Origin of the sequence: Cryobacterium sp. TMT2-15-1 (genome assembly GCF_004402345.1) — a bacterium.
Classification (GTDB): domain Bacteria; phylum Actinomycetota; class Actinomycetes; order Actinomycetales; family Microbacteriaceae; genus Cryobacterium; species Cryobacterium sandaracinum.
The window spans coordinates 1-20,378 of the sequence record NZ_SOGD01000030.1 but is presented as its reverse complement, the minus strand read 5'-3'; the positions used below and the strand labels follow the sequence as shown (position 1 = coordinate 20,378).

Below are 20,378 nucleotides of genomic sequence, written 5' to 3'. Positions count from 1 at the left end.
GCCTCATGACGGACGAATTAGGCGATTCCGGAGAACGCGAAGGGTTGCGCGCCAAGCGTGAGCATGGTGTCAGTCGCGCCGAGTTCAGGGCCCAGATGCAGTCGAAGAAGGCCGATCTCGAACGTCAGATGCTGGCGACCCGGGCGCAACTGGATGCGACTCAGGAACGCATCCAGGCGCGCACCGGGCGTAACCTGATCCTGGCAACCCTGATCGGGCTCGCGCTTGGTTTGTTCATGCTGTTCAGCCTCATCTTCATCAAAGACCTGTTCATGGTCTGCGCGATCGCGTTCGTGGGTTTCACGGCCTTTGAACTTGCTCAGGCGCTCCGTCTCGCCGGACGCAACGTGCCGCGCGTGCCGGTTGTCCTGGCATCCGTGGGCGTCGTGCCTGCCGCGTTCTACCTCGGCGCGGCCGGCCAGTGGCTGGCCACGCTCGCCGGCATTGGATTGATCGCCCTGTGGCGGCTGGCTTTTCTCGTCCGGCGCGCCCACCGCGCTCCCGCCCGGGAGGTGCTCGGCGACATCGGTGGTGGCTTCCTGATCCAGGCCTACGTCGTCTTCCTCGGCAGCTTTTCTGTGCTCCTGGTCGCCCAACCCGACGGCCAGTGGTGGACCCTCGCCTTCCTGCTGCTGGTCATCTCCGCCGACACCGCGGCGTACGCCGCCGGCCTCAGCTTCGGCAAGCACCGCATGGTCCCCTCGATCAGCCCGAAGAAGACCTGGGAAGGGTTCGCCGGCGCCGGCGTCGCCTGTCTCGGGATCGGCGTGTTGCTCGCCGTGTTCATGCTCGACCAGCCCTGGTGGTTCGGCCTCGTCTTCGGGGTGGTCATCTTGTTCAGCGCGACTTTCGGCGACCTGGCCGAATCCCTGATCAAGCGTGACCTCGGCATCAAGGATATGAGTTCCTGGCTGCCTGGTCACGGCGGTCTCCTCGACCGGTTGGATTCGATCCTGCCGTCGGCCGCAGCCGCGTACGCCCTCTACCTGATCTTCGCTTAGCGGCCTCGGTTTAGTCAGGCGCGCGGCAGTGAGGCAGAATGTCCCAGTGACCTCCACCTTCCCTCGGACCGGCAAGAAGACGCTCGGCTACAGCGCTCCGCAGGTGGAGGAGTTCCTCGCCGTCGCCCGAAAAGCGTATGACGCCACCGACGACAGCGTCGGGTTGACCGCCGAGGACATCCGTCACACCGCGTTCAGCATGCACAAGGGCGGATATTCGCCTGCGCACGTGGATGCGGCCCTCGAGCGTCTCGAAGACGCTTTCGCGACCCGCGACCGGGACCGTGCGGCGCAGGCGCAGGGCACCGAGGCGTGGCTGGCCGAGGTGCATGACCTCGCTCAGGTGCTCGTGAACCGGCTCAGCCGGAAGGACGGACACCGCTTCCACCGGGTGAGCGTCCTCAGCGTCGGCTACAGCCGGGCGGATGTCGACCGGCTCTCCCACAAGCTCGTCCGGTACTTCGAAGACGGGCTCCCCATAACGGTGCAAGATGTGCGCTGTGCCGTCTTCCGGCCCCAGCACGGCGGTTACCGGGAAGCCCAGGTCGACGTTGTGCTGGACAGCGTCGTCGACGTGATCCTGGCCGTCCGTTGAGGTGCGTCGCGCGCCGTGTCGAGGTCAATCGGCACCGTTATCTGGCTGTTATGTCGGATTTCCGATAGGCTCGAAAAATCGTGGGTAGACATCTGAACATCATTGAGTCCGAACACGCCGTCAGGCCCGTCAAGGTCAGAATGAGAAGGTCCCGCCCGCGAGGGCGCATCCCCCTCGTCGCCTTCACCGCCGCAGCGGCGTTCGTACTCGTCACGGTCGTCGACCCGTATTCCGGCGCGACGGCCTCACCCTACTTCCAGGTTGCCGGTGACCGATTCAACGGTGAGGCAGCCCAGGAGATCCAGGTCACTGCCGCAGCCTCGAACATCTTCACGCGTGACAGTTTCACCGTCACCGAGAAACCCAAGCCCGTTCCCGTTCCCGTCGCCGCTCCCGTCGCGTCCCGGTCCGCGTCGAGTTCGGCTCCATCGGCGGCCGTTCCTGACCCCGGTTCCGCGCAGGCGATTGCCGCCGATGCGGTGGCCGCCCGCGGCTGGGGCGACGATCAGTTCAACTGTCTCGTGTCGCTCTGGAACAAGGAGTCCGGCTGGCGCGTCAATGCGGAGAACAGCTCCAGCGGTGCCTACGGAATCCCGCAGTCGCTGCCGGGCTCCAAGATGGCCACCGCCGGTGATGACTGGGCGACCAACCCCGCGACCCAGATCCAGTGGGGCCTCGGCTACATCTCGGGCCGCTATGGCACCCCCTGCGGCGCCTGGGCGCACTCCGGCGACGTCGGCTGGTACTAGCGCTCTGTGTTCGTCCAGGGTCGCACGTAGACTGGCTCAATGGCCCGCAGCAACCGACCCCGTGGCCGCAAGCCCGGTCCGGGAGCCGATGATGACGGCCTTGAGCGGATGCGTGCCGGCTGGCGACGCACGGAAACCCGCCGCGACGGCCTCTGGACGGTGCAACCCGTACCGGGGCCGCAAGCCGTGAAATCGTACCTCTGCCCCGGCTGCCACGGCGAGGTTGCCCCCGGCACCGCGCACGTGGTCGCCTGGCGCGGCGACGGCGTCATGGGTGAGGCATCCGACCTTGCCGCGAGGCGCCACTGGCACTCGCACTGCTGGAAGATCAAATAACCGCCCAAGCGGCACCAGGGGAGAAACCATGACGTCGAGTGTGGAAATTCGTGGCGGCGTCGAGCTGCCGGCCGTGCGCGAGCAGATCGAGCTGCACACCGCGGACGGCCTGACCCTGGTCGGCGAACTGGCCACGCCCGTGAGCCGGGCACCGGTGGCGACGCTGGTAACGCTGCATCCGCTGCCCACTCACGGCGGCTTCATGGACTCACACATCCTGCGTAAGGCGGCCGGGCGGCTGCCGGCCCTGGCCGACCTGGCGGTGTTGCGCTTCAATACGCGCGGCACGACCTCGCCGCGCGGCACGAGTGGCGGCAGCTTCGGCGACGGCCTCGATGAGCGCCTCGACGTTGCCGCCGCGATGGCGTTCGTCGCCGAGCGCGGGCTGCCCGATCCCTGGCTGCTCGGCTGGTCGTTCGGCACGGAACTCGCAATCAAGTACGGCCTGGAGCACCCGGTCCGGGGTGCCATTCTCCTGTCGCCGCCGCTGAACCGGGCGTCTGACGCCGAGCTGGCCGCCTGGGCCGGCCGGGACGCGAGGCTGGTGGCCGTCATCCCCGAGTTCGACGACTACCTCCGCCCCGAGGAGGCCCGGGAACGCTTCGCGAGCGTGCCGGACACCCGGCTCATCGCCGTGGAGGGCGGGAAGCACCTGTGGGTGGGGGAGAGTGCCACCCGCCGCGTACTCGACGAGATCGTCGCCGTGGTCAACCCGGCCGCCGCGCCTCTGCCCACGGAGTGGACTGCATCGGCCTAGTACCCGACCGTCCTAGAGCTCGTTCTGTCGGGGGATCACGACCTGCTTGATGATCATGATGGTTGCCGCGGCGACGGGGATGGCGATCAGCGCGCCGAGGATGCCGAGCAGACTGCCGCCCGCGAGAGCGGCGACCACGACGACGGCGCCGGGAACGGCCACGGCCCGGTTCATGATGTTGGGGCTGAGCAGGTAGGCCTCCACCTGCATATAGATCAGGTAGTAGATCGCGGCGACCAACGCCGTGAACATCGAGCTGCCGATTCCGGGGATCAGGCAGGTCAGCACGATGATGATCGACCCGGAGATCGTGCCCACGAGGGGGATCAGCGAGAACAGGAACGCGATCAGCGCGAGCAGCGCCGGGAACGGCGCGCCGATGATCGACAGGAAGATGAAGCTGAGCACGCCGTTGCAGAGCGCCAGGGCTCCCTGGCCGATCACGAATCGGCCGACGGATGTCGTGATCTGCTCGCTGAGATCGGCGAACCGAGCCCGCTTCGAGGCCGGTACCAGCTGATACACGGCCTGCTTGATGCTGTTCAGCGATGCCGTGAAGTACAGCGTGAGGATCAGGATGATCAGGGCGCCGAAAAGGCCGCTGACGATGGCGAGGCCGGACTGGATGATCGTGCTCGTGATGTTGGTGATGTTGCCGCCGACGAAATCGGTGACCGACTCTGTGATTTTCGACAGCGGGAGAGCCGGAAACTGCTTCTGCACATCGGCGAGAAAGGTGGAGGTGTTGATGGACGTGACCAGGTCCGGGATGGCCTTGGAGAGCTTGGAGACCTGGTCGACGATGATCGGCACGACGGCGAAGATCACTCCGGTCAGAACCCCGATCACGGCGACGAGCACCGTGAGCATGGCTGCCCAGCGGGGAAACCTCTTCTTCTCGAGCCAGGAGACGGCCGGGTCGAGCCCGAGCGCGAGGAACAGTGCCGCACCGATGTAGGTGATGATCGTTTGCAGAGTGATCACCGACGTGATGATGAGCNTCACCGACGTGATGATGAGCAGGCCGACGCCGACGCCGAGGGTGCCGATCAGTCCGACGCGAAAAGCATTCTGAATCTTCACTGATGTCCCCTCGGCTGGTGTCAGTGCTCGTCGTCGTCGTTGGCGGCGACCTTTTCCGCCTGCGTGAGCAGACCGCGCAGGCTCTCGAAGTAGCCGGCCACGGCGTCACGCTCAATCCTAATCTGGGACAGGCGCTCCTCCGCGTCGGCCACGAGCACGCGCGTGCGCAGTTCGGCATCGGTCACCAGCGCGGCGGCCCGCGTCTCGGCGTCTCGCACCAGACGTTCCACCGATTCCTCGGCAACCTTCTTCGATGCCCTGACCTCATCGCGGGCGGAGGCGTCCAGCTGGTCGTTCAATGCGCGCAGTTCGACCGTGCGCCGGTTCGTCTCGGCAAGCTGCTTGGTGGCATCCGCGACGAACTTCTGCGTCTGGGCCACCGCCTCCTGGTGGCGCTGCAGCTGGCCCTGCTCCGCTTCGTCTCGCCGGGCCTTCAGCTCGACGTCGAGGTCGGCCCTGGTCTGATCGATCTCGCGCTTGAGCTTGGCGGCTTCGTGCTCTCCCCGCTTGCGAGCGGCCGTCAGATGGTTCTCCAGGTCGATGCGCAGCTGCTCGCTTTCGGCGGTGAAGTCGGCGCGGGTCTGCTCATTGTCACGACCAAGGTCGGCGTGGGCCTGCTCGATCTCGGCCGCGAGGCCGACGCGTGCCTTGTCGATCTCACGGCTGAGGTCGGCGCGCTGGCGTTCGAGGTCGCGGGCCAGGTCGGTCTGGGCCTGCTCGCTTTCGACGGACAGATCCGCGCGCTGCTGCAGCGTCTCCCGTTCGAGGTCGGTTCTCGCCTGCTCGATTTCGATTGCGAGAAGGTTGCGGGCCTGTTCGGTCTCGTGGGCGAGGTCGATGCGAGCCTGTTCGGTTTCCCGGACGAGGTCGATGCGGTGCTGATCCGTCTCGGCGGCGAGGTCGATGCGAGCCTGTTCGGTTTCCCGGGCCAGGTCGGCGCGTTGCTGGTCGAGTTCGTGGGCGACTTCGGCGCGGGTCAACTCGGTCTCGCTCGTGAGCCCGGCCGCGACCTCACGGGCCTCGGTCGCCTCCCGCTGCGCCACCACGCGAACCTCGGCGGCCTCGCGCTCCGCCTCTGAGCGGATCGCGGCCACTTCCCGCTTCACGGTTGCGCGCAGCTCGGCGGCCTCGGTGGCCACCGCTCCGCGGATGGCCGCCGCTTCGTGCACGGCGTCCTGGGTGAGCGTGGTGGAGTCCTCGTGGGCCCGGGCGAGTAAGTCGTCGGCTTCAGCGACGGCATCATTGAGGATGCGGCCGGCCTTGACCGCGGCATCCGACAGAGCCCGTTCGGCGTGCTCCTTGCCCTCGCGGAGCAGGGTCTGCACTTCGCTCGCTGCGGAGGCGCGCAGCCGTTCGGCGTCGATGTCCGCCTGGGCGATCACCCTCGTCGACTGCTCTTCCGCCACGCGCAGGGTGTTCTCGAGCTTGGTGCCGAGGCCGGAGAACGTGGGGCTGCCGACCTCTTCGATTTCCGCGTTCAGATCGTCGATCTGGGTGGTGAGGCGTTTGATTTCCTTCTTCGCCTCGGTGCCCTGGGTATTCGCCTGAATCAGGTCGCGGCGCAGTCCCTGGATGGTCTTGTCGACTTCGTCGCGGTCGTAGCCGCGGAATACCTGGGTGAAGTCTGCTTCGTCGTTCGCCACGCTGTCTCCTCAAAATGGGGCTCTGACCCCCGTTTACGGACTGACAGAGGGAGCCTCCACGATTTTAGTCTGTTCAGACCGCACTGGCGCGTCCCAACCCGAGGGACTATTAGGTGCCTCTCAGGGGCAACCAGTATCGTAAGACGTCCTGTCTGTTGCTGATCGGGCCCGCATCCGGGTCCAACGTGCCCGTGTGCGCGATGAGCGGCCGGCGACACAGGAGGGTTGACGTGCGTTTTGTTCTTGCCATAGTGGCATTCGTCCTTGCTGCGGCGATGATTGTGCTCGGCATCGCCCAGCGGACCATTTTTCTCGATCCGGCCTCGGTGAGCCTGAGCGCATCCGTGGAGGACGCCCGCTTCGCGGTGGTCGAGTCCAGTGCGCTCAATGCGGTGCCGGGAAGCCAGACGATCACCGTCAGTGGTTCCGAAAAGGTTTTCCTGGCCTACGGGCGCACCGACGACGTCAAGGCGTGGCTCGGAGATGAACCGTACGTCGACATCCGCAAGGCCAAGGACACGGTCGCCCTCAGCAGCACGCTCATCGATCCGGCCACGGAGGCCGAATCGGCCACCGAGTCTGAGTCCGGCCCCGCGGCGCCGGCGGACCCCGCGGCTCAGCCGGAGACGGTCGCCAACCCGGCGGGCTCCGACCTGTGGCTGCAGGAGTTCACGGCTGAGAACGCGCTGACCACCACCCTCAAGGTTCCCGACGGCATCTCCCTGATCGTGGCCTCCGACGGCACGGCCCCCGCGCCCACAGATGTCAGCCTGTCCTGGCCTACCGACAACTCCACTCCCTGGGCAGGCCCGCTGATCGTCGGCGGCGCTGCCGTCGGCCTGATCGGCTTGATCATCTACCTCCTGGCGCTCCTGCACCTGCGCCGCTCCCGCGGCCCCCGCCGCAATCTGCCCCGCGGACCACGGATGCCCCGGCTCCCGCGCGTGCCCCGTCCAAAGGCCATCAAGGCGAGCCAGATCAACCGATCCGGTAAATCGATCGCCCGGTCCATGGTCGCCGTGCCCGTGATCCTGGTCAGCGGTTTGGTGCTCAGCGGTTGCTCGGCCGATTTCTGGCCGGCCACGTCCTCTCCCGACGCTGCCGCCAGTGGGACGCCGACTCCGACCGACACCGCCGGCCCGGCCCAGGACGTGCCGCCGCCCGCCGTGACGGTGCCGCAACTCGAACGCATCGTGACCGATATCGCCTCGGTGACCGCGGATGCCGATGCGAGCCTCAATGCCGACACCCTCGCCACCCGGTTCACCGGCCCGGCATTGGAGAAGCGACTGGCGAACTACAAGATCCGCGGGGCCGACCCGGCCATCGCCGCGCTTCCGGCGCTGCCCACGTCGCCCCTCCGGCTCACGCTGCCGCAGCAGTCCTCCACCTGGCCGCGCGTCGTCATGACGGTCCTCCAGGACGAGGCTGACACCGCCGCCGCGCCGACGGCCCTCGTGCTGCGACAGGAGTCGCCGCGGGCCGACTACCTGGTCGAATACATGATTCAGCTTGAAGCGGCCGCCACGGTCCCCAAGGTCGCCCCGGCGACCATCGGCGCCCCGATCATTGCGCCCGACTCCACGTTCCTCCTGCTCTCACCCGACCAGGTCGCCGCGGCCTACGCCGACGTGCTCCAGCTGGGGGAGGCCAGCCCCTCCTACGCCCTGTTCGAGGCGGAGGGCGACAGCTTCCGCACCCAGGTCACCGAACTGAAGACCTCACGCCAGGCCGGCCTGCCCTCGACGGCGTCGATCGAATTCGGTGCGGCCGCCGGCACCGGGCGCACCGTGGCATTGGCGACCAACGACTCCGGCAGTATCGTCGCCGTGAGCCTGACCGAGACCGAGACGGTGAAACCGGTGGATGCCGGCGCGACCGTGAGCCCCGAGGGTGCCAGCAAGGCCCTCTCCGGCATTACCGCCACGGCCAAGGGCATCACCAGCACCTACGGCGACCAACTCCTGTTCCATGTTCCGGCCGCCGGTTCGAACGAAAAAATCGTCCTCCTTGGTTTTTCCCAGGGTCTGATCTCATCAACGGAGCTTCCATGAGTGTTGTCCCCCCGTCCCTGTCCGGCATGAACCTGCGTGGAGCCGTAGACCTGTCTACGCTGGTGAACCGTCCGGCGGCGCCGGCCGCGGGCGCACCGCCGGCGCCGGTGGGGCCAGGGGCGCCGGGCGCGCCCGGTACACCCGCGGTGGGTCCGGTCGCCGTACCCAGTCTCGTGCTCGAGGGCACGGATGCGAATTTCGGCGAGATACTGGAACTCTCGATGAGCGTTCCGGTCATCGTGGACCTCTGGGCCGAATGGTGTGAGCCGTGCAAGCAGCTCACGCCGATCCTGGAAAAGCTCGTCCTGGAATACGCCGGCCAGTTCGTGCTGGCCAAGGTCGACGTGGACTCGAACCCGCAGCTCACCCAGGCCTTCCAGGCGCAATCGATCCCGACCGTGGCCGCCGTGATCGGCGGTCAGCCGGTGCAGCTGTTCAGTGGCGCACTGCCTGAGGGCCAGGTGCGCGAGGTTCTGCACCGGGTCTTCGAGCTCGCGGCGCAGCACGGCGTCACCGCCATGGCCGCCGCCCCGGAGGCCGCCGGCGACGCCGAAGCGGAGGCGCCGGCCGCCGAAGAACCCGAGCTGCCGCCGCTGCACCAGGAGGCCTACGACGCCATCGAGCGCGGAGACTATGACGCGGCGATCGCCCTCTACAAGACGGCGCTGGCGCGGGACCCCCGGGACCAGATGGCCGTCGCCGGCCTGGCCCAGGTGAGCCTCCTGGCCCGGTTGCACGGCAAGACCATGGCCGATATCCGCTCCGCCGCGGCGGCCGCGCCCCACGACCTTCAGACGCAGCTCGCGGTCGCCGACCTCGACCTTTCCGGCGGTCACATCGAGGATGCCTTCGATCGGCTGCTCGCCCTCTTCCCCGCGCAGGAGCCGGCCGGCCGCAACCTGATCCGCGAGCGTATCCTGGAATTGTTCGAGGTCATCGGCCAGGACGACCCGCGGGTGCCGCCCACCCGCTCCCGCCTGACCGCGCTGCTGTACTAGACGGCATCGAACTCGTTCGGGATGGGGTCGCTCAGTCCCACGCTCTGCAGCGGCAAAAAATGGCCCCGTCGGCGTTTCCGACGGGGCCATTTGCGCGCTCTCGCGCACTGGGGCGAAGCGGGTCAGCGGTGTAGGCGCAGCCAGAGACCGGCCAGCGGGGGCAGGGTCACCACGGCGGATGCCGGGCGTCCGGCCCACGGCACGGCGAGCGCGGTCACGGCACCCAGGTTTCCGACCCCGGAGCCGCCGAAGTCCGCGGCATCCGTGTTCAGAATCTCCTCCCACACCCCGGCGAACGGCAGGCCGACCTGGTAACCGTTGTGCGGTGCCCCAGAGAAGTTGAACAGGCAGGCAATGGGGTTGCCGTCGGCGTCCCAGCGCAGGAACGAAACCACGTTCTGGGCGGCCGCGCCGCCCTCGAGCAGCTCGAAGCCGCTCGGGTCGTTGTCCTGGGCCCAAAGGCTCGGGTTCGACCGGTACACCCGGTTCAGCTGGCCGACAAGCGTGAACAGGCCGCGGTGAGCCGGCTGGTCGAGGGTCCACCAGTCCAGGCCGCGCTCCTCGCTCCACTCGGAGCGCTGCCCGAATTCCTGACCCATGAACAGAAGTTGCTTGCCGGGGTGCGCCCACATGAAGGCGAGATAGGCACGCACGTTGGCGAGCTGCTGCCAGGAGTCACCGGGCATCTTCGCGACCAGCGAGCCCTTGCCGTGCACGACCTCGTCGTGGCTGATCGGCAACAGGAAATTCTCGCTGAACGCGTAGACGAATGAGAACGTGATCTGGTTGTGGTGGTGCGCCCGATACATCGGGTCGATCTGCATGTACTCCAGCGTGTCGTGCATCCAGCCCATGTTCCATTTGAAACCGAACCCGAGACCACCGGCACTGGTCTGCGCCGTGACCCCACCCCAGTTGGTGGACTCCTCGGCGATCATGACCGTGCCGGGATTCCGCTTGTAGGCGGTGGCCGTGATCTCCTGCAACAGGCTGATCGCCTCGAGGTTCTCGTTGCCGCCGTGGATATTCGGCTCCCACTGGCCGTCCTCGCGGGAGTAGTCCAGGTAGAGCATCGAGGCCACGGCGTCGACCCGCAGCCCGTCGATGTGGAACTCCTCGAGCCAGTAGAGGGCGTTCGCGACCAGAAAGTTGCGAACCTGTTTCTGGCCGAAGTCGAAGACGTAGGTGCCCCAGTCCATCTGCTCGCCGCGGCGGGGGTCGGGGTGCTCGTACAGCGCTTCGCCGTCGAAGCGGGCCAGCGCAAAGTCGTCTTTCGGGAAGTGCCCGGGCACCCAGTCCATCAAGACGCCGATGCCGGCCCGGTGCAGCCGGTCGATCAGGTAGCGCAGGTCGTCGGGGTGGCCGAACCGGCTCGTCGGCGCGTAGTAGCCGCTGACCTGGTAGCCCCACGAGCCGCCGAACGGATGCTCGGTGAGTGGCATGAACTCCACGTGCGTGAACGCCAGTTCGTTCAGATAGTCGATCAGCTGGTCGGCGAGGTCGCGGTAGCTCAGCCCCGGACGCCACGACCCGACGTGCATCTCGTAGATGCTCATGGCCCGGTTGTGGGGGTCGGTGGCCGAACGGTCGGTGAGCCAGCCGGCATCCGCCCACTCGTAGCTGGTCTCACCGATGATGGAGGCCGTCTTGGGCGGGATCTCGGTGTAGCGGGCCATCGGGTCGGCCTTGCGCACCCAGTCGCCCGAGCGGGTCAGCAGCTCGAACTTGTAGTTGGAGCCGGCGGTCAGCCCAGGCACGAACAACTCCCAGACCCCGGTGCTGCCCATGTTGCGCATGGCGTGCAGCGTGCCGGTCCAGGCGTTGAAGTCGCCGATCACGCGGACGGCCCGGGCATGCGGGGCCCACACGGCGAAGGATGTTCCAGACGTGGTGCCCAGCGGGCCCGCGTTCGGCCGGTAGTGGGCGCCGAGAACATCCCACAGGCGTTCGTGGCGACCCTCGCCGAGAAGGTGCAGATCGAGCTCGCCGAGGGTGGGCAGGTAGCGATAGGGGTCGTCGACGATCCAGGTGGGGGCGTCGCTGTAGCGGGCCTCCAGCAGGTAGTCCTGAAGGCCGAGAGTGCTCACGCCCTGCCAGATACCGTGGCCCAGGTGCGCCAGCTCCACATGCGCGCCCGTGGGCAGCACGGCGAAGACCTCGGTCGCGAGCGGGCGGAGGGCACGGATGACGGTGAGCGGGTCCGCGATACCGGCCTGCTCGATCAGGTGCTGGCCGAGGACCTCGTGCGGGTTGTAGTAGCTGCCCGTGGAGACGGCCTGGAGGACGTGGTCGGCGATGACCGGCAGCTCGAACGGCCCGGCGGAGTGCAGCGCTCCGGCAGGCTTCGGCACGCTCGCCTTCACGGCTCCCTGCGGCTGGGCGGCAACCGACTCGTCCAGGAACTTCTGGTCAGTGGTCTTCTTGGCTGCGGTCTTCGCGTCTGCGGTCTTCGTGTCTGCGGTCTTCGTGTCTTCGGCCTTTTTGGCCGCCGGACCTCCCTGTGCGTGCTTCATTGAGCTGGTCCTTTCACGTGCAGGATGTGCACCGGTTCGGTGAATGCGTCGAGGCGCACGAAGTTGTCGGCCGACCAGGTCCAGATGGCGCCGGTGATCAGGTCCTCGACCTCGAACACGGAGCCGTACGGCAGACCGAACCGGGCGACGTCGAGGTGCACGACGGTTTGGCGCACGGAGTGGGGGTCGACGTTGGCGACGATGATCAACGCATCCGAGTGCCCGCTGCCCGTGAACGGCGCGTCGAGGAATTTGCTGTAGACAAGGATCCCCTCGTCTTCGCTCTCGTGGAGATCGAGGTTGCGCAGCTGCCCGAGGGCCGGGTGCTCGGCGCGGATCCGGTTGAGAAGGGTGAGGTAGGGCGCCAGGGACGCGCCGGCCGCTTCGGCGCCCGCGAAGTCACGCGGCCGGTACTGGTACTTCTCGTTGTCGATGTTCTCCTCGGCGCCGGGCCGGGCCACGCACTCAAACAGGTCGAAGCCCGTGTACACGCCCCAGGTCGGCGCCGCGGTGGCCGCGAGGGCCGCCCGGATCTTAAACGCCGCCGGACCGCCGAACTGCAGATACTCGGAGAGGATGTCGGGCGTGTTCACGAACAGGTTCGGCCGCAGGAAGTCGGCGGTCTTGTGGGCAAGGCCATCGAAGAATTCCGCGAGTTCCTGCTTCGTGTTGCGCCAGGTGAAGTAGGTGTACGACTGCTGGAACCCCACCTTGCCCAGACCCTGCAGCAGGGCAGGCCGGGTGAAGGCCTCGGCGAGGAAGAAGACATCCGGGAATTCGGCGTTGATCTCAAAAATCAGCCACTCCCAGAAATCGAGCGGCTTCGTGTGCGGGTTGTCGACCCGGAAAATATTGACGCCCACTCCGATCCAGTACCGCACGATCCGCAGCACCTCAGCGCGGATACCCAGAGGGTCATTGTCGAAGTTGACCGGGTAGATGTCCTGATACTTCTTCGGCGGGTTCTCGGCGTAGGCGATGGACTCGTCGGGAAGCGTGGTGAACCACTCCGGGTGCTCGGTGACCCAGGGGTGGTCGGGCGACGCCTGCAGGGCCAGGTCGAGCGCGACCTCGAGGCCGTTCTCGCGAGCAACCGCAAGAAAGAACTGGAAGTCGGCGACGGTGCCGAGGTCCGGGTGGATGGCGTCGTGGCCGCCGTGCGCCGACCCGATCGCCCAGGGCGAGCCGGGGTCGTTCGGTCCGGCGTCGAGCGTGTTGTTGGGTCCCTTGCGGAAAGCCAGGCCGATCGGGTGGATCGGCGGCAGGTAGAGCACGTTGAATCCCATCGCGGCGACGGCCGGAAGCCGGTTGGCCGCGGTGCGGAAGGTGCCGCTCTGCCAGGAGCCGTCGGCGCGCTTCACGGCGCCCTCCGACCGAGGGAAGAACTCGTACCAGGAGCCGACGCCGGCCCGGGTGCGTTCGACCAGCACGGTCCGGGATTCCGAGACCGATTCGAGCCCGGCCATCGGGCGCACGGCGGCCGCGGCAGCCAGCTTCGGGCTGCTGAGCACTTCGAAGCGGGCGGCGACGGACTTGGCCGGGTCGACGAGGGACTTCGCGGCCGCGGTGAACGTGCGCCGCTCGTTCAGAGGGCGGGTCTTGACGGCGCTCTCACGGATGAGCAGCTCAGAGCCGATCAGGAACATGAGTTCCACATCGACCTCGGCGGGGATCTTCAGCGAGGCGTTGTGCCGCCAGGTGGCCCAGTCGTCGGCGTAGGCGCGCACGCGGTAGGTCCAGCGGCCCTGGGTTCCGAGGGTGACGAGGCTCTCCCAGCGGTCGGTTCCGGGGGAGTTCAGGGACATCGGATGCTGCGACTCGGTTCCATCGGGAGCGGTCAGCAGCAGCATGACGCCGATGAGGTCGTGCCCCTCCCTGAACGCGGTCGCGGCGAACGGAACCGCTTCGCCCACGAACGCCTTCGCGGGCCAAAGGTCGTCGTTTAATTGAGGGGACAGATCGAGGATCGGGATACGGCCGATCCGAGGTTCTGCCGGGACTGTCGTCTGGACTTCCTGAACCGCGCCGAGGGTTTCAGGAGCCGCGCCTGTGCGTTTTACTGTCTTAGCCACCTACTGACCGTAGCGCGGATCGGGGGTGTATTGCTGCCTCTATTCACCCGCCGGACACGTCACGCACCTAGGCTGAGGATGTGAAAGCGATCCGCAAATTTACCGTCCGAACCGTGCTGCCCGAGTCGCTCGCCGCGCTCGACGAGCTTGCCGGCAACCTGCGCTGGTCCTGGCATGAGCCGACCCGCCAGTTGTTCGAGCACATCGCCCCCGAATTGTGGCGTGAGAGCGGTACCGACCCGGTCGCGTTGCTGGGGGCCGTCGACACGGCCCGCCTCGAAGCGCTCGCCCAGGACAACGACTACGTGGCGTGGGCGAACGCCACCCGCGACGAGCTGCGCGACTACCTCGAGAAGCCCCGCTGGTACCAGGGGCTCGAGGGCGACAAGCCGGCATCGATCGCCTATTTCTCCCCGGAGTTCGGCATCGCCGCCGCGTTGCCGCAGTACTCGGGCGGCCTCGGCATCCTCGCCGGCGACCACCTGAAGAGCGCCTCGGACCTTGGCGTGCCGCTGGTCGGTGTTGGCCTCTTCTACCGTGCCGGGTACTTCAGCCAGGCCATCTCACCCGACGGCTGGCAGCTGGAGAGCTACCCGCTGCTCGACCCCGACGGCCTGCCGCTGTCGGTGCTGCGCCGGGCCGACGGCTCGCCCGTGCAGGTCTCCCTCGCACTTCCCGACGACCGAACCCTGCACGCGCGGGTCTGGCAGGCGATGGTCGGCCGCATCCGGCTCTTGATGCTCGACACCGACATCCCCGAGAACACCGACGACCTGCGACTGGTCACCGACCGCCTGTACGGCGGCGGCGGCGAACACCGTCTGCTGCAGGAGCTGCTGCTCGGCATCGGCGGCGCGCGCGCCGTGAAGAAGTGGAGCAGCCTCAACGGCCAGGCCGACCCTGAGGTGTTCCACACCAACGAGGGTCACGCCGGTTTCCTCGGCCTCGAACGCATCTCCAGCCTGATCGGCGAGGGGCTCAGTTTCTCGGAGGCGCTGCAGGTAGCCCGGGCCGGAACGGTGTTCACGACCCACACGCCGGTCGCCGCCGGCATTGACCGGTTCGAGCGCAGCCTGGTGCGGCGCTACTTCGAGACCGACCTGCTTCCGGGCGTCGCCGTCGACGACCTCCTCGCCCTCGGCGCGGAGAACTTCGAGGATGGCAACCCGGACGTCTTCAACATGGCCCTGATGGGCCTGCGACTGGGGCAGCGCGCCAACGGCGTCTCGAAGCTGCACGGCGAGGTCAGCAGGGTGATGTTCAAGGGTCTATGGCCCGGTTTCGACGCCGACGACGTGCCGATCGCCTCGATCACGAACGGTGTGCACGCCCCCACCTGGACCGACCCGGCCCTTCTCGCGCTCGCGCAGAGCCGACTGGGCACCAGCGACACGTCCGCCGCCGATTGGGCGTCGCCCGCCGTGTCCGACACGGATCTGTGGCAGGTGCGCGGCCAGATGCGCCTGCAGTTCGTCGAGGACGCCCGCCGACGGATCGCCGCGGCCTGGGAGGGGCAGAACCCGGGCGGCATCGTGCCGTCCTGGATCGGGCGGGTCTTCGACCCGAACGTTCTCACGATCGGGTTCGCCCGCCGCGTGCCGACCTACAAGCGTCTGACCCTGATGCTGCACGACCCCGAGCGGTTGCGCGCGCTGCTGCTGCACTCCGAACACCCGATCCAAATCGTAATCGCGGGCAAATCGCATCCGGCCGACGAGGAGGGCAAGCGCCTGATCCAGAGGATCGTGCAGTTCGCGGCCGACCCGGCGCTGCGCACCAAGATCGCGTTCCTGCCCGACTACAACATCGGTATGGCCCAGCTGATGTACCCAGGCACGGATGTCTGGCTCAACAATCCGCTGCGCCCGCTCGAGGCGTGCGGCACGTCCGGCATGAAGGCGGCCCTGAACGGCGCCCTCAACCTGTCGATCCTCGACGGCTGGTGGCCGGAATACTACGACGGCAACAACGGTTGGGCGATCCCCACCGCAGACGCCGCCGGTGACGCGGCCGAACGTGACCGGCTCGAGGCGGACGCGCTGTACGAGCTGATCGAGCACCAGGTCGCACCGAAGTTCTACGACCGCAACGCCGACGGAGTGCCCGAACGCTGGGTCTCCTCGATTCGGCAGACGCTCGCGAAGCTCTCACCGGAACTCAACGCCGGTCGGATGGTGCGCCAGTACGTCCAGGAGCTGTACCGGCCTGCCGGCACGGCCGAGGCCCGCCTGTCCGAGAACAACTACCGGGCCGCCCGGGAATTGGCCGCCTGGAAGGGGCGGATCGTCTCGGCCTGGCCCGGCGTCGCCGTGACCCACGTCGAATCCGGCGGCGTCGCCTCGGTGCCGCAGGTCGGCGACGAACTGCACCTCCGCGCACACGTGCAGCTGAACGGTCTTGCGCCCGAGGACGTCACCGTCGAGGTCGTCTACGGCAAGAGCCTCGCCAATGACGACCTGAGTGACGTCAGTACCCTGCCGCTCAATACGGAACCGTTCGGGACCGGTGCGACGGATGCCAGCTCGCCGACGCTCTTCACCGGCACGATAGAACTCGACCGTGGCGGCGCATTCGGCTACACGGTGCGGGTCGTGCCGCGCAACGAGCTCCTGGTGAGCCCCGCCGAGATGGGTCTGATCGCCGTCGCCGGCTAGCGCTGACCGGCCTCACGAAAAAGCACCTTCGCTCCGACGGGGGTGTTTTTTCGTGCGGTTACGGGCGTGCGATCGCCGCGAAGACCGCGGAGGCTGCCCGGGCCAGATCGGCCGGTGTCAGCTCGATGTCGAAGCCGCGGCGCCCGCCGGAGACGAAGACGGTGTCGAACGTCAGGGCGCTCTCGTCGACCACGGTCGTGAGCCGGCTCTTCTGACCGATCGGGCTGATGCCGCCCACCACGTAGCCGGTCTTGCGCTCGGCGAGCGACGGGTCTGCCATCACGGCTTTCTTTGCACCCACGGCGGTGGCCAGGGCCTTGAGGTCGAGCTGGCCGGTGACCGGCACGACGCCGACGACCAACCGGCCGTCGACATCCGTCAGCAGGGTTTTGAACACCCGGCCGGCGGCGACGTCGAGTTTCTCCGCCGCTTCCAGGCCGAAACTCGTCGACGACGCCTCGTGCGGGTAGACGTGCGGGGTGAACGGTATGCCGGCGCGCACGAGCGCCACCGTCGCCGGAGTTCCGGCGCTTCCCTCCACCCGTTTGGCCACGGTCAGCGGCCCCCGGTCCGGTTGCCCACGCTTCGTGCGCCCACGCTCAGTGCGCCCGGAGCAGCTGCATCGAGGCGGCCGGAACGAGGAACTGGTCGCCGGGGGCGTGCTCGATGACGGCGTCGCTCAGGTCGTCGTGGCTGGAATCCCAGAGCAGCGAGTACGAGGTGACGCCCGCGTGCAGGGGCAGCGTCACCGTCACCTCTTCCTCACGACCCTGCACGATCAGCAGGATTCGGTTGAAATCCTCGTGCTCCGGGGTGCTCGCCGCCAGGTACTGCAGAGTGCGCTCATCAGACGAGTGCCAGTCGTCCTCGGACATGGACCGGCCCTCCGCGTTGTACCAGTCCATTTCGCTGGCGCTGAGGGTCGTCTCGCCGGGGCGTCCGAACCGCACCGGGCGCAGCGCCGGGTTCTCGCGGCGCAGCTGGAGCAGGCGCCGGGTTACCCGGTGCAGGTCCTCCTGCCAGTCGTCGAGGTCCCAGTTCAACCAGGTGAGCTCACTGTCGTGGCAGTAGGCGTTGTTGTTGCCGCGCTGGCTGCGACCGAATTCGTCGCCCGCGGTGATCATCGGCACACCGGCCGACAGCAGCAGGGTCGCGAGCAGGTTGCGCATGGCCTTGCGCCGGGCGGTCAGGATGTCCCGGTCTCGGGTCGGGCCCTCCGCGCCGTGGTTGAACGAGTTGTTGGAGTCGGTGCCGTCGCGGTTCGACTCCCCGTTGCCGACGTTGTGCTTGACGTTGTACGAGGTCAGGTCGGCCATCGTGAAACCGTCGTGGGCCGTGATGAAGTTGAGCGAGGCGAGCGGGCCGCGCTCCCGGGAGAATGTGTTCGCGGAACCTGCCAGGCGGGTCGCGAAGCGCCCGATCCCGCTCCCGGCGTGCCCGTCGCGGGCGGCCGCCAGGTCGGTCAGCCAGAACGAACGCATGCGGTCGCGGTAGCGGTCGTTCCACTCGGTCCAGCCGTCCGGGAAATTGCCGGTCTGCCAGCCGCCCATCCCGATGTCCCAAGGCTCGGCGATCAGCTTGACCGTCGAGAGTTCCGGGTCGGCCGTGATCGAGGCGAGCAGCGGGCTGTCCGCCTGAAAGTCGACGTTCTCGTCCCGGGCGAGCGTGGCCGACAGGTCGAAGCGGAAACCGTCGATCTGCACCTCGTTCGCCCAGTAGCGCAGAGAGTCGAGCACGAGCCGGCGGGGAACGTCGTGGGAGACGTTCAGGGTGTTGCCGCAACCCGTGACGTCGATGTATCCGCCGGCGCTGTTCTGCCGGTAGTAGGCGGCGTTGTCGATGCCGCGGAGGCTGCTGACGGGGCCGTTCGGGCCCTCCTCGGCGGTGTGGTTGTAGACCACGTCCAGGATGACCTCGAGGCCGGCCTCGTGCAGGAGCTTGACCATGCCCTTGAATTCCCGGAGCACCGCTTCGGGACCGGCGGCCTGGGACTTCTGGGTGGCGTAGTCGGCGTGCGGTGAAAAGAAGTTGAAGGTGTTGTAACCCCAATAATTGCTCAGACCCTGCTTGAGCAGGCGCTGCTCGGACACGAATGCCTGCACCGGCAGCAGTTCGACGCTGGTCACGCCGAGGTTCTTCAGGTAGCCGATGGTCGACTCGTGGGCAAGGCCCGCATAGGTGCCGCGGAGGTTCGCCGGCACCGAAGGGCTGAGGTTGGTGAGGCCGCGAACGTGGGCCTCGTAGACCACGGTGTGGTCCAGAGCGATCCTCGGTTTGACCGAACCGGCCCAGTCGAAATCGCCATCGACTACGGAAGACTGCCACTGGTCGGGACCGACCCGCACGAGTCCCCGGGAATAGGGTTCGACCAGTGTCTTCTCGGGGTGGAAGGAGTTGCGGGGGGCGGCGGGACCAGAGACGCGGATGCCGTAGCGGCGTCCGGGGGAGAGGGTTCGAGAGTGTCCGGACCAGACGCCGTGCTCATCCTTGACCATGGGCACGGTCTTGATGATCCAATGGGGGTCGGTGGCGTCGAAGATGCACAGGTCGATGGCGTCAGCGGTCTCCGACCACACGCGGAGTTCGCCGCCGTGGGTCGTGACTCGCACGCCGAGGCTGTGCAGGGGATCAGGCGGGGTCATGCGTTCTAGAGTAATGAGTGCAGAAGCCGTGTATTACCACCCGGAGAACCGCCGGTGGGACCCGGCGAAACTCGAGCGAGCGCGAAAGGAGTGAGATGGCGATCTATCTGGACCATGCGGCAACCACCCCCATGCTGCCCGAAGCCATTGACGCCTACGTGCGGGCGATGGGGGTGGTGGGCAATCCTGCATCCGTTCACAGTCAGGGTCAGAACGCGAAACGGATGCTCGAGGAGGCCCGCGAGCAGGTCGCCGCCAGCCTCGGCTGCGACCCGATCGAGGTAGTCTTCACCGGCGGCGGCACCGAGGCGATCAACCTCGGCATCAAGGGGCTGTTCTGGGCCAGGCAGCCGCGCACCCGCATCCTCGTTCCCGGCGGCGAGCACCACGCCACCATGGACACGGTCGAGTGGCTCGAACGCCACGAGGGGGCCGTGGTCGAGTGGCTGCCGCTGGACGCCCTCGGCCGGATCGACCTGTCAGCGGTTGCCCAATCCATCGCCGCGAACCCCGACGACATCGCCCTGGTCACCTGTCTCAGCGCCAACAACGAGGTCGGGACCCTGCAACCGGTCGCCGAGGTGGCCGCGCTCGCCGCGGCGTACGGCATCCCGGTGCACGTCGACGCGGTGGCGGCGTACGGTCACGTTCCGATCGATTTCCACGCCCTCAGCCAGGCCGGCGTGGCCGCGCTCAGCGTCTCGGCGCACAAGATCGGCGGCCCGGTCGGGATCGGGGCGCTCGCCCTCGCGCGCCGGGCCACGGTCGAGCCGCTGCTGCACGGCGGCGGGCAGCAGCGTCAGGTACGCAGCGGCACTCAGGACGTCGCGGCGGCCGTGGCGTTCGCGGTCGCGGCCAACGCCCTGCACGACCTTCAGGCCGAGAACGCGCGGATCTCCGCGCTGCGCGAGCGCCTCGTCGTCGGCGTCTCCGCGGCCGTGCCCTCCGCTGTGGTGAACGGCGACCCGGACCCGCAAAACCATCTGCCGGGCACCGCGCATTTCAGCTTCCCGGGCTGCGAGGGTGACTCGCTCCTGTTCCTGCTCGACGTGGCGGGCATCTCGGTGTCCACGGGGTCCGCCTGCCAGGCGGGCGTGCCCGAGCCCTCCCACGTGCTGCGCGCCATGGGCCGCAGCGAAGTGGAGGCGCGCGGCGCCCTGCGGATCACCCTCGGCCGCACCAACACCGAGGCCGACGTCGACGCTCTGCTCGCCGCCCTCCCGGCCGCCCACGCCCGGGCGGCCCGGGCCGGCCTGGCCGACCGGATGCCGGGCCGCTGAG

Annotated in this window: 15 protein-coding genes; 9 read left to right on the top strand and 6 right to left on the bottom strand. The window is 67.8% G+C overall.

All coding sequences use genetic code 11. From position 1 onward, the window contains the following. The first annotated feature begins 5 nt into the window (after positions 1–5). The 5 genes from E3O62_RS08075 (at position 6) to E3O62_RS08055 (ending at position 3,438) form a co-directional block, all read left to right on the top strand. The gene (locus E3O62_RS08075) at positions 6–1,001 is read left to right on the top strand and encodes a phosphatidate cytidylyltransferase (RefSeq protein ID WP_241973381.1); all 996 of its coding nucleotides are present in this window, start codon (positions 6–8) and stop codon (positions 999–1,001) included. 46 nt (positions 1,002–1,047) lie between these two features. Continuing rightward, positions 1,048–1,596 (top strand): DivIVA domain-containing protein, encoded by a 549-nt coding sequence (locus E3O62_RS08070; RefSeq protein ID WP_134398138.1) that lies wholly within the window; start codon positions 1,048–1,050, stop codon positions 1,594–1,596. A 140-nt stretch (positions 1,597–1,736) separates the two neighbouring features. Continuing rightward, entirely contained in the window at positions 1,737–2,345 is a 609-nt protein-coding gene (locus E3O62_RS08065; protein WP_134398136.1) for a lytic transglycosylase domain-containing protein, read from the top strand. 39 nt (positions 2,346–2,384) lie between these two features. After that, positions 2,385–2,681, top strand: a complete 297-nt coding sequence (locus E3O62_RS08060) for a hypothetical protein (protein ID WP_134396267.1) — start codon at positions 2,385–2,387, stop codon at positions 2,679–2,681. Positions 2,682–2,709: 28 nt separating this feature from the next. After that, positions 2,710–3,438 (top strand): alpha/beta hydrolase, encoded by a 729-nt coding sequence (locus E3O62_RS08055; RefSeq protein WP_134398134.1) that lies wholly within the window; start codon positions 2,710–2,712, stop codon positions 3,436–3,438. A 12-nt stretch (positions 3,439–3,450) separates the two neighbouring features. On the opposite strand, the gene E3O62_RS08050 is transcribed toward E3O62_RS08055, so the two are convergent. Both E3O62_RS08050 and E3O62_RS08045 read right to left on the bottom strand, forming a co-directional pair. Beyond that, positions 3,451–4,521, bottom strand: coding sequence for an AI-2E family transporter (locus E3O62_RS08050; protein WP_134398133.1), 1,071 nt, complete (start codon positions 4,519–4,521; stop codon positions 3,451–3,453). Between the two features lie 20 nt (positions 4,522–4,541). Beyond that, positions 4,542–6,164, bottom strand: a complete 1,623-nt coding sequence (locus E3O62_RS08045) for a hypothetical protein (protein WP_134398131.1) — start codon at positions 6,162–6,164, stop codon at positions 4,542–4,544. 251 nt (positions 6,165–6,415) lie between these two features. Between E3O62_RS08045 and E3O62_RS08040 the strand changes: the two genes are divergently transcribed. Continuing rightward, entirely contained in the window at positions 6,416–8,218 is a 1,803-nt protein-coding gene (locus E3O62_RS08040; protein ID WP_174720123.1) for a hypothetical protein, read from the top strand. Next, on the top strand, positions 8,215–9,216 hold the full coding sequence (locus tag E3O62_RS08035; protein ID WP_134396262.1) for a tetratricopeptide repeat protein: 1,002 nt from the start codon (positions 8,215–8,217) through the stop codon (positions 9,214–9,216). Before E3O62_RS08040 ends, E3O62_RS08035 begins: the two co-directional genes overlap by 4 nt. A 122-nt stretch (positions 9,217–9,338) precedes the next feature. Here the strand turns inward: E3O62_RS08035 and glgB are convergent, their stop codons facing one another. Next, entirely contained in the window at positions 9,339–11,729 is a 2,391-nt protein-coding gene (gene glgB / locus E3O62_RS08030) for a 1,4-alpha-glucan branching protein GlgB (protein WP_134398127.1), read from the bottom strand. After that, positions 11,726–13,696 carry a maltotransferase domain-containing protein gene (locus E3O62_RS08025; RefSeq protein ID WP_134396322.1) on the bottom strand — a complete coding sequence of 657 codons (1,971 nt, stop codon included), beginning with the start codon at positions 13,694–13,696 and terminating at the stop codon, positions 11,726–11,728. The genes glgB and E3O62_RS08025 overlap by 4 nt, the downstream gene beginning before the upstream one ends. A gap of 185 nt (positions 13,697–13,881) precedes the next feature. On the opposite strand from E3O62_RS08025, the gene glgP reads away from it, so the two are divergent. Further along, entirely contained in the window at positions 13,882–16,455 is a 2,574-nt protein-coding gene (glgP, locus tag E3O62_RS08020; protein WP_134398126.1) for an alpha-glucan family phosphorylase, read from the top strand. A 58-nt stretch (positions 16,456–16,513) separates the two neighbouring features. Here the strand turns inward: glgP and ybaK are convergent, their stop codons facing one another. Continuing rightward, on the bottom strand, positions 16,514–17,008 hold the full coding sequence (ybaK, locus tag E3O62_RS08015; RefSeq protein WP_134398124.1) for a Cys-tRNA(Pro) deacylase: 495 nt from the start codon (positions 17,006–17,008) through the stop codon (positions 16,514–16,516). Positions 17,009–17,054: 46 nt separating this feature from the next. Next, a complete protein-coding gene (gene glgX, locus E3O62_RS08010; RefSeq protein ID WP_134396258.1) occupies positions 17,055–19,097 on the bottom strand; it encodes a glycogen debranching protein GlgX in 2,043 nt (680 codons plus the stop codon). 95 nt (positions 19,098–19,192) lie between these two features. Between glgX and E3O62_RS08005 the strand changes: the two genes are divergently transcribed. Then, entirely contained in the window at positions 19,193–20,377 is a 1,185-nt protein-coding gene (locus E3O62_RS08005; protein ID WP_134398123.1) for a cysteine desulfurase family protein, read from the top strand. Position 20,378: the final 1 nt, after the last annotated feature.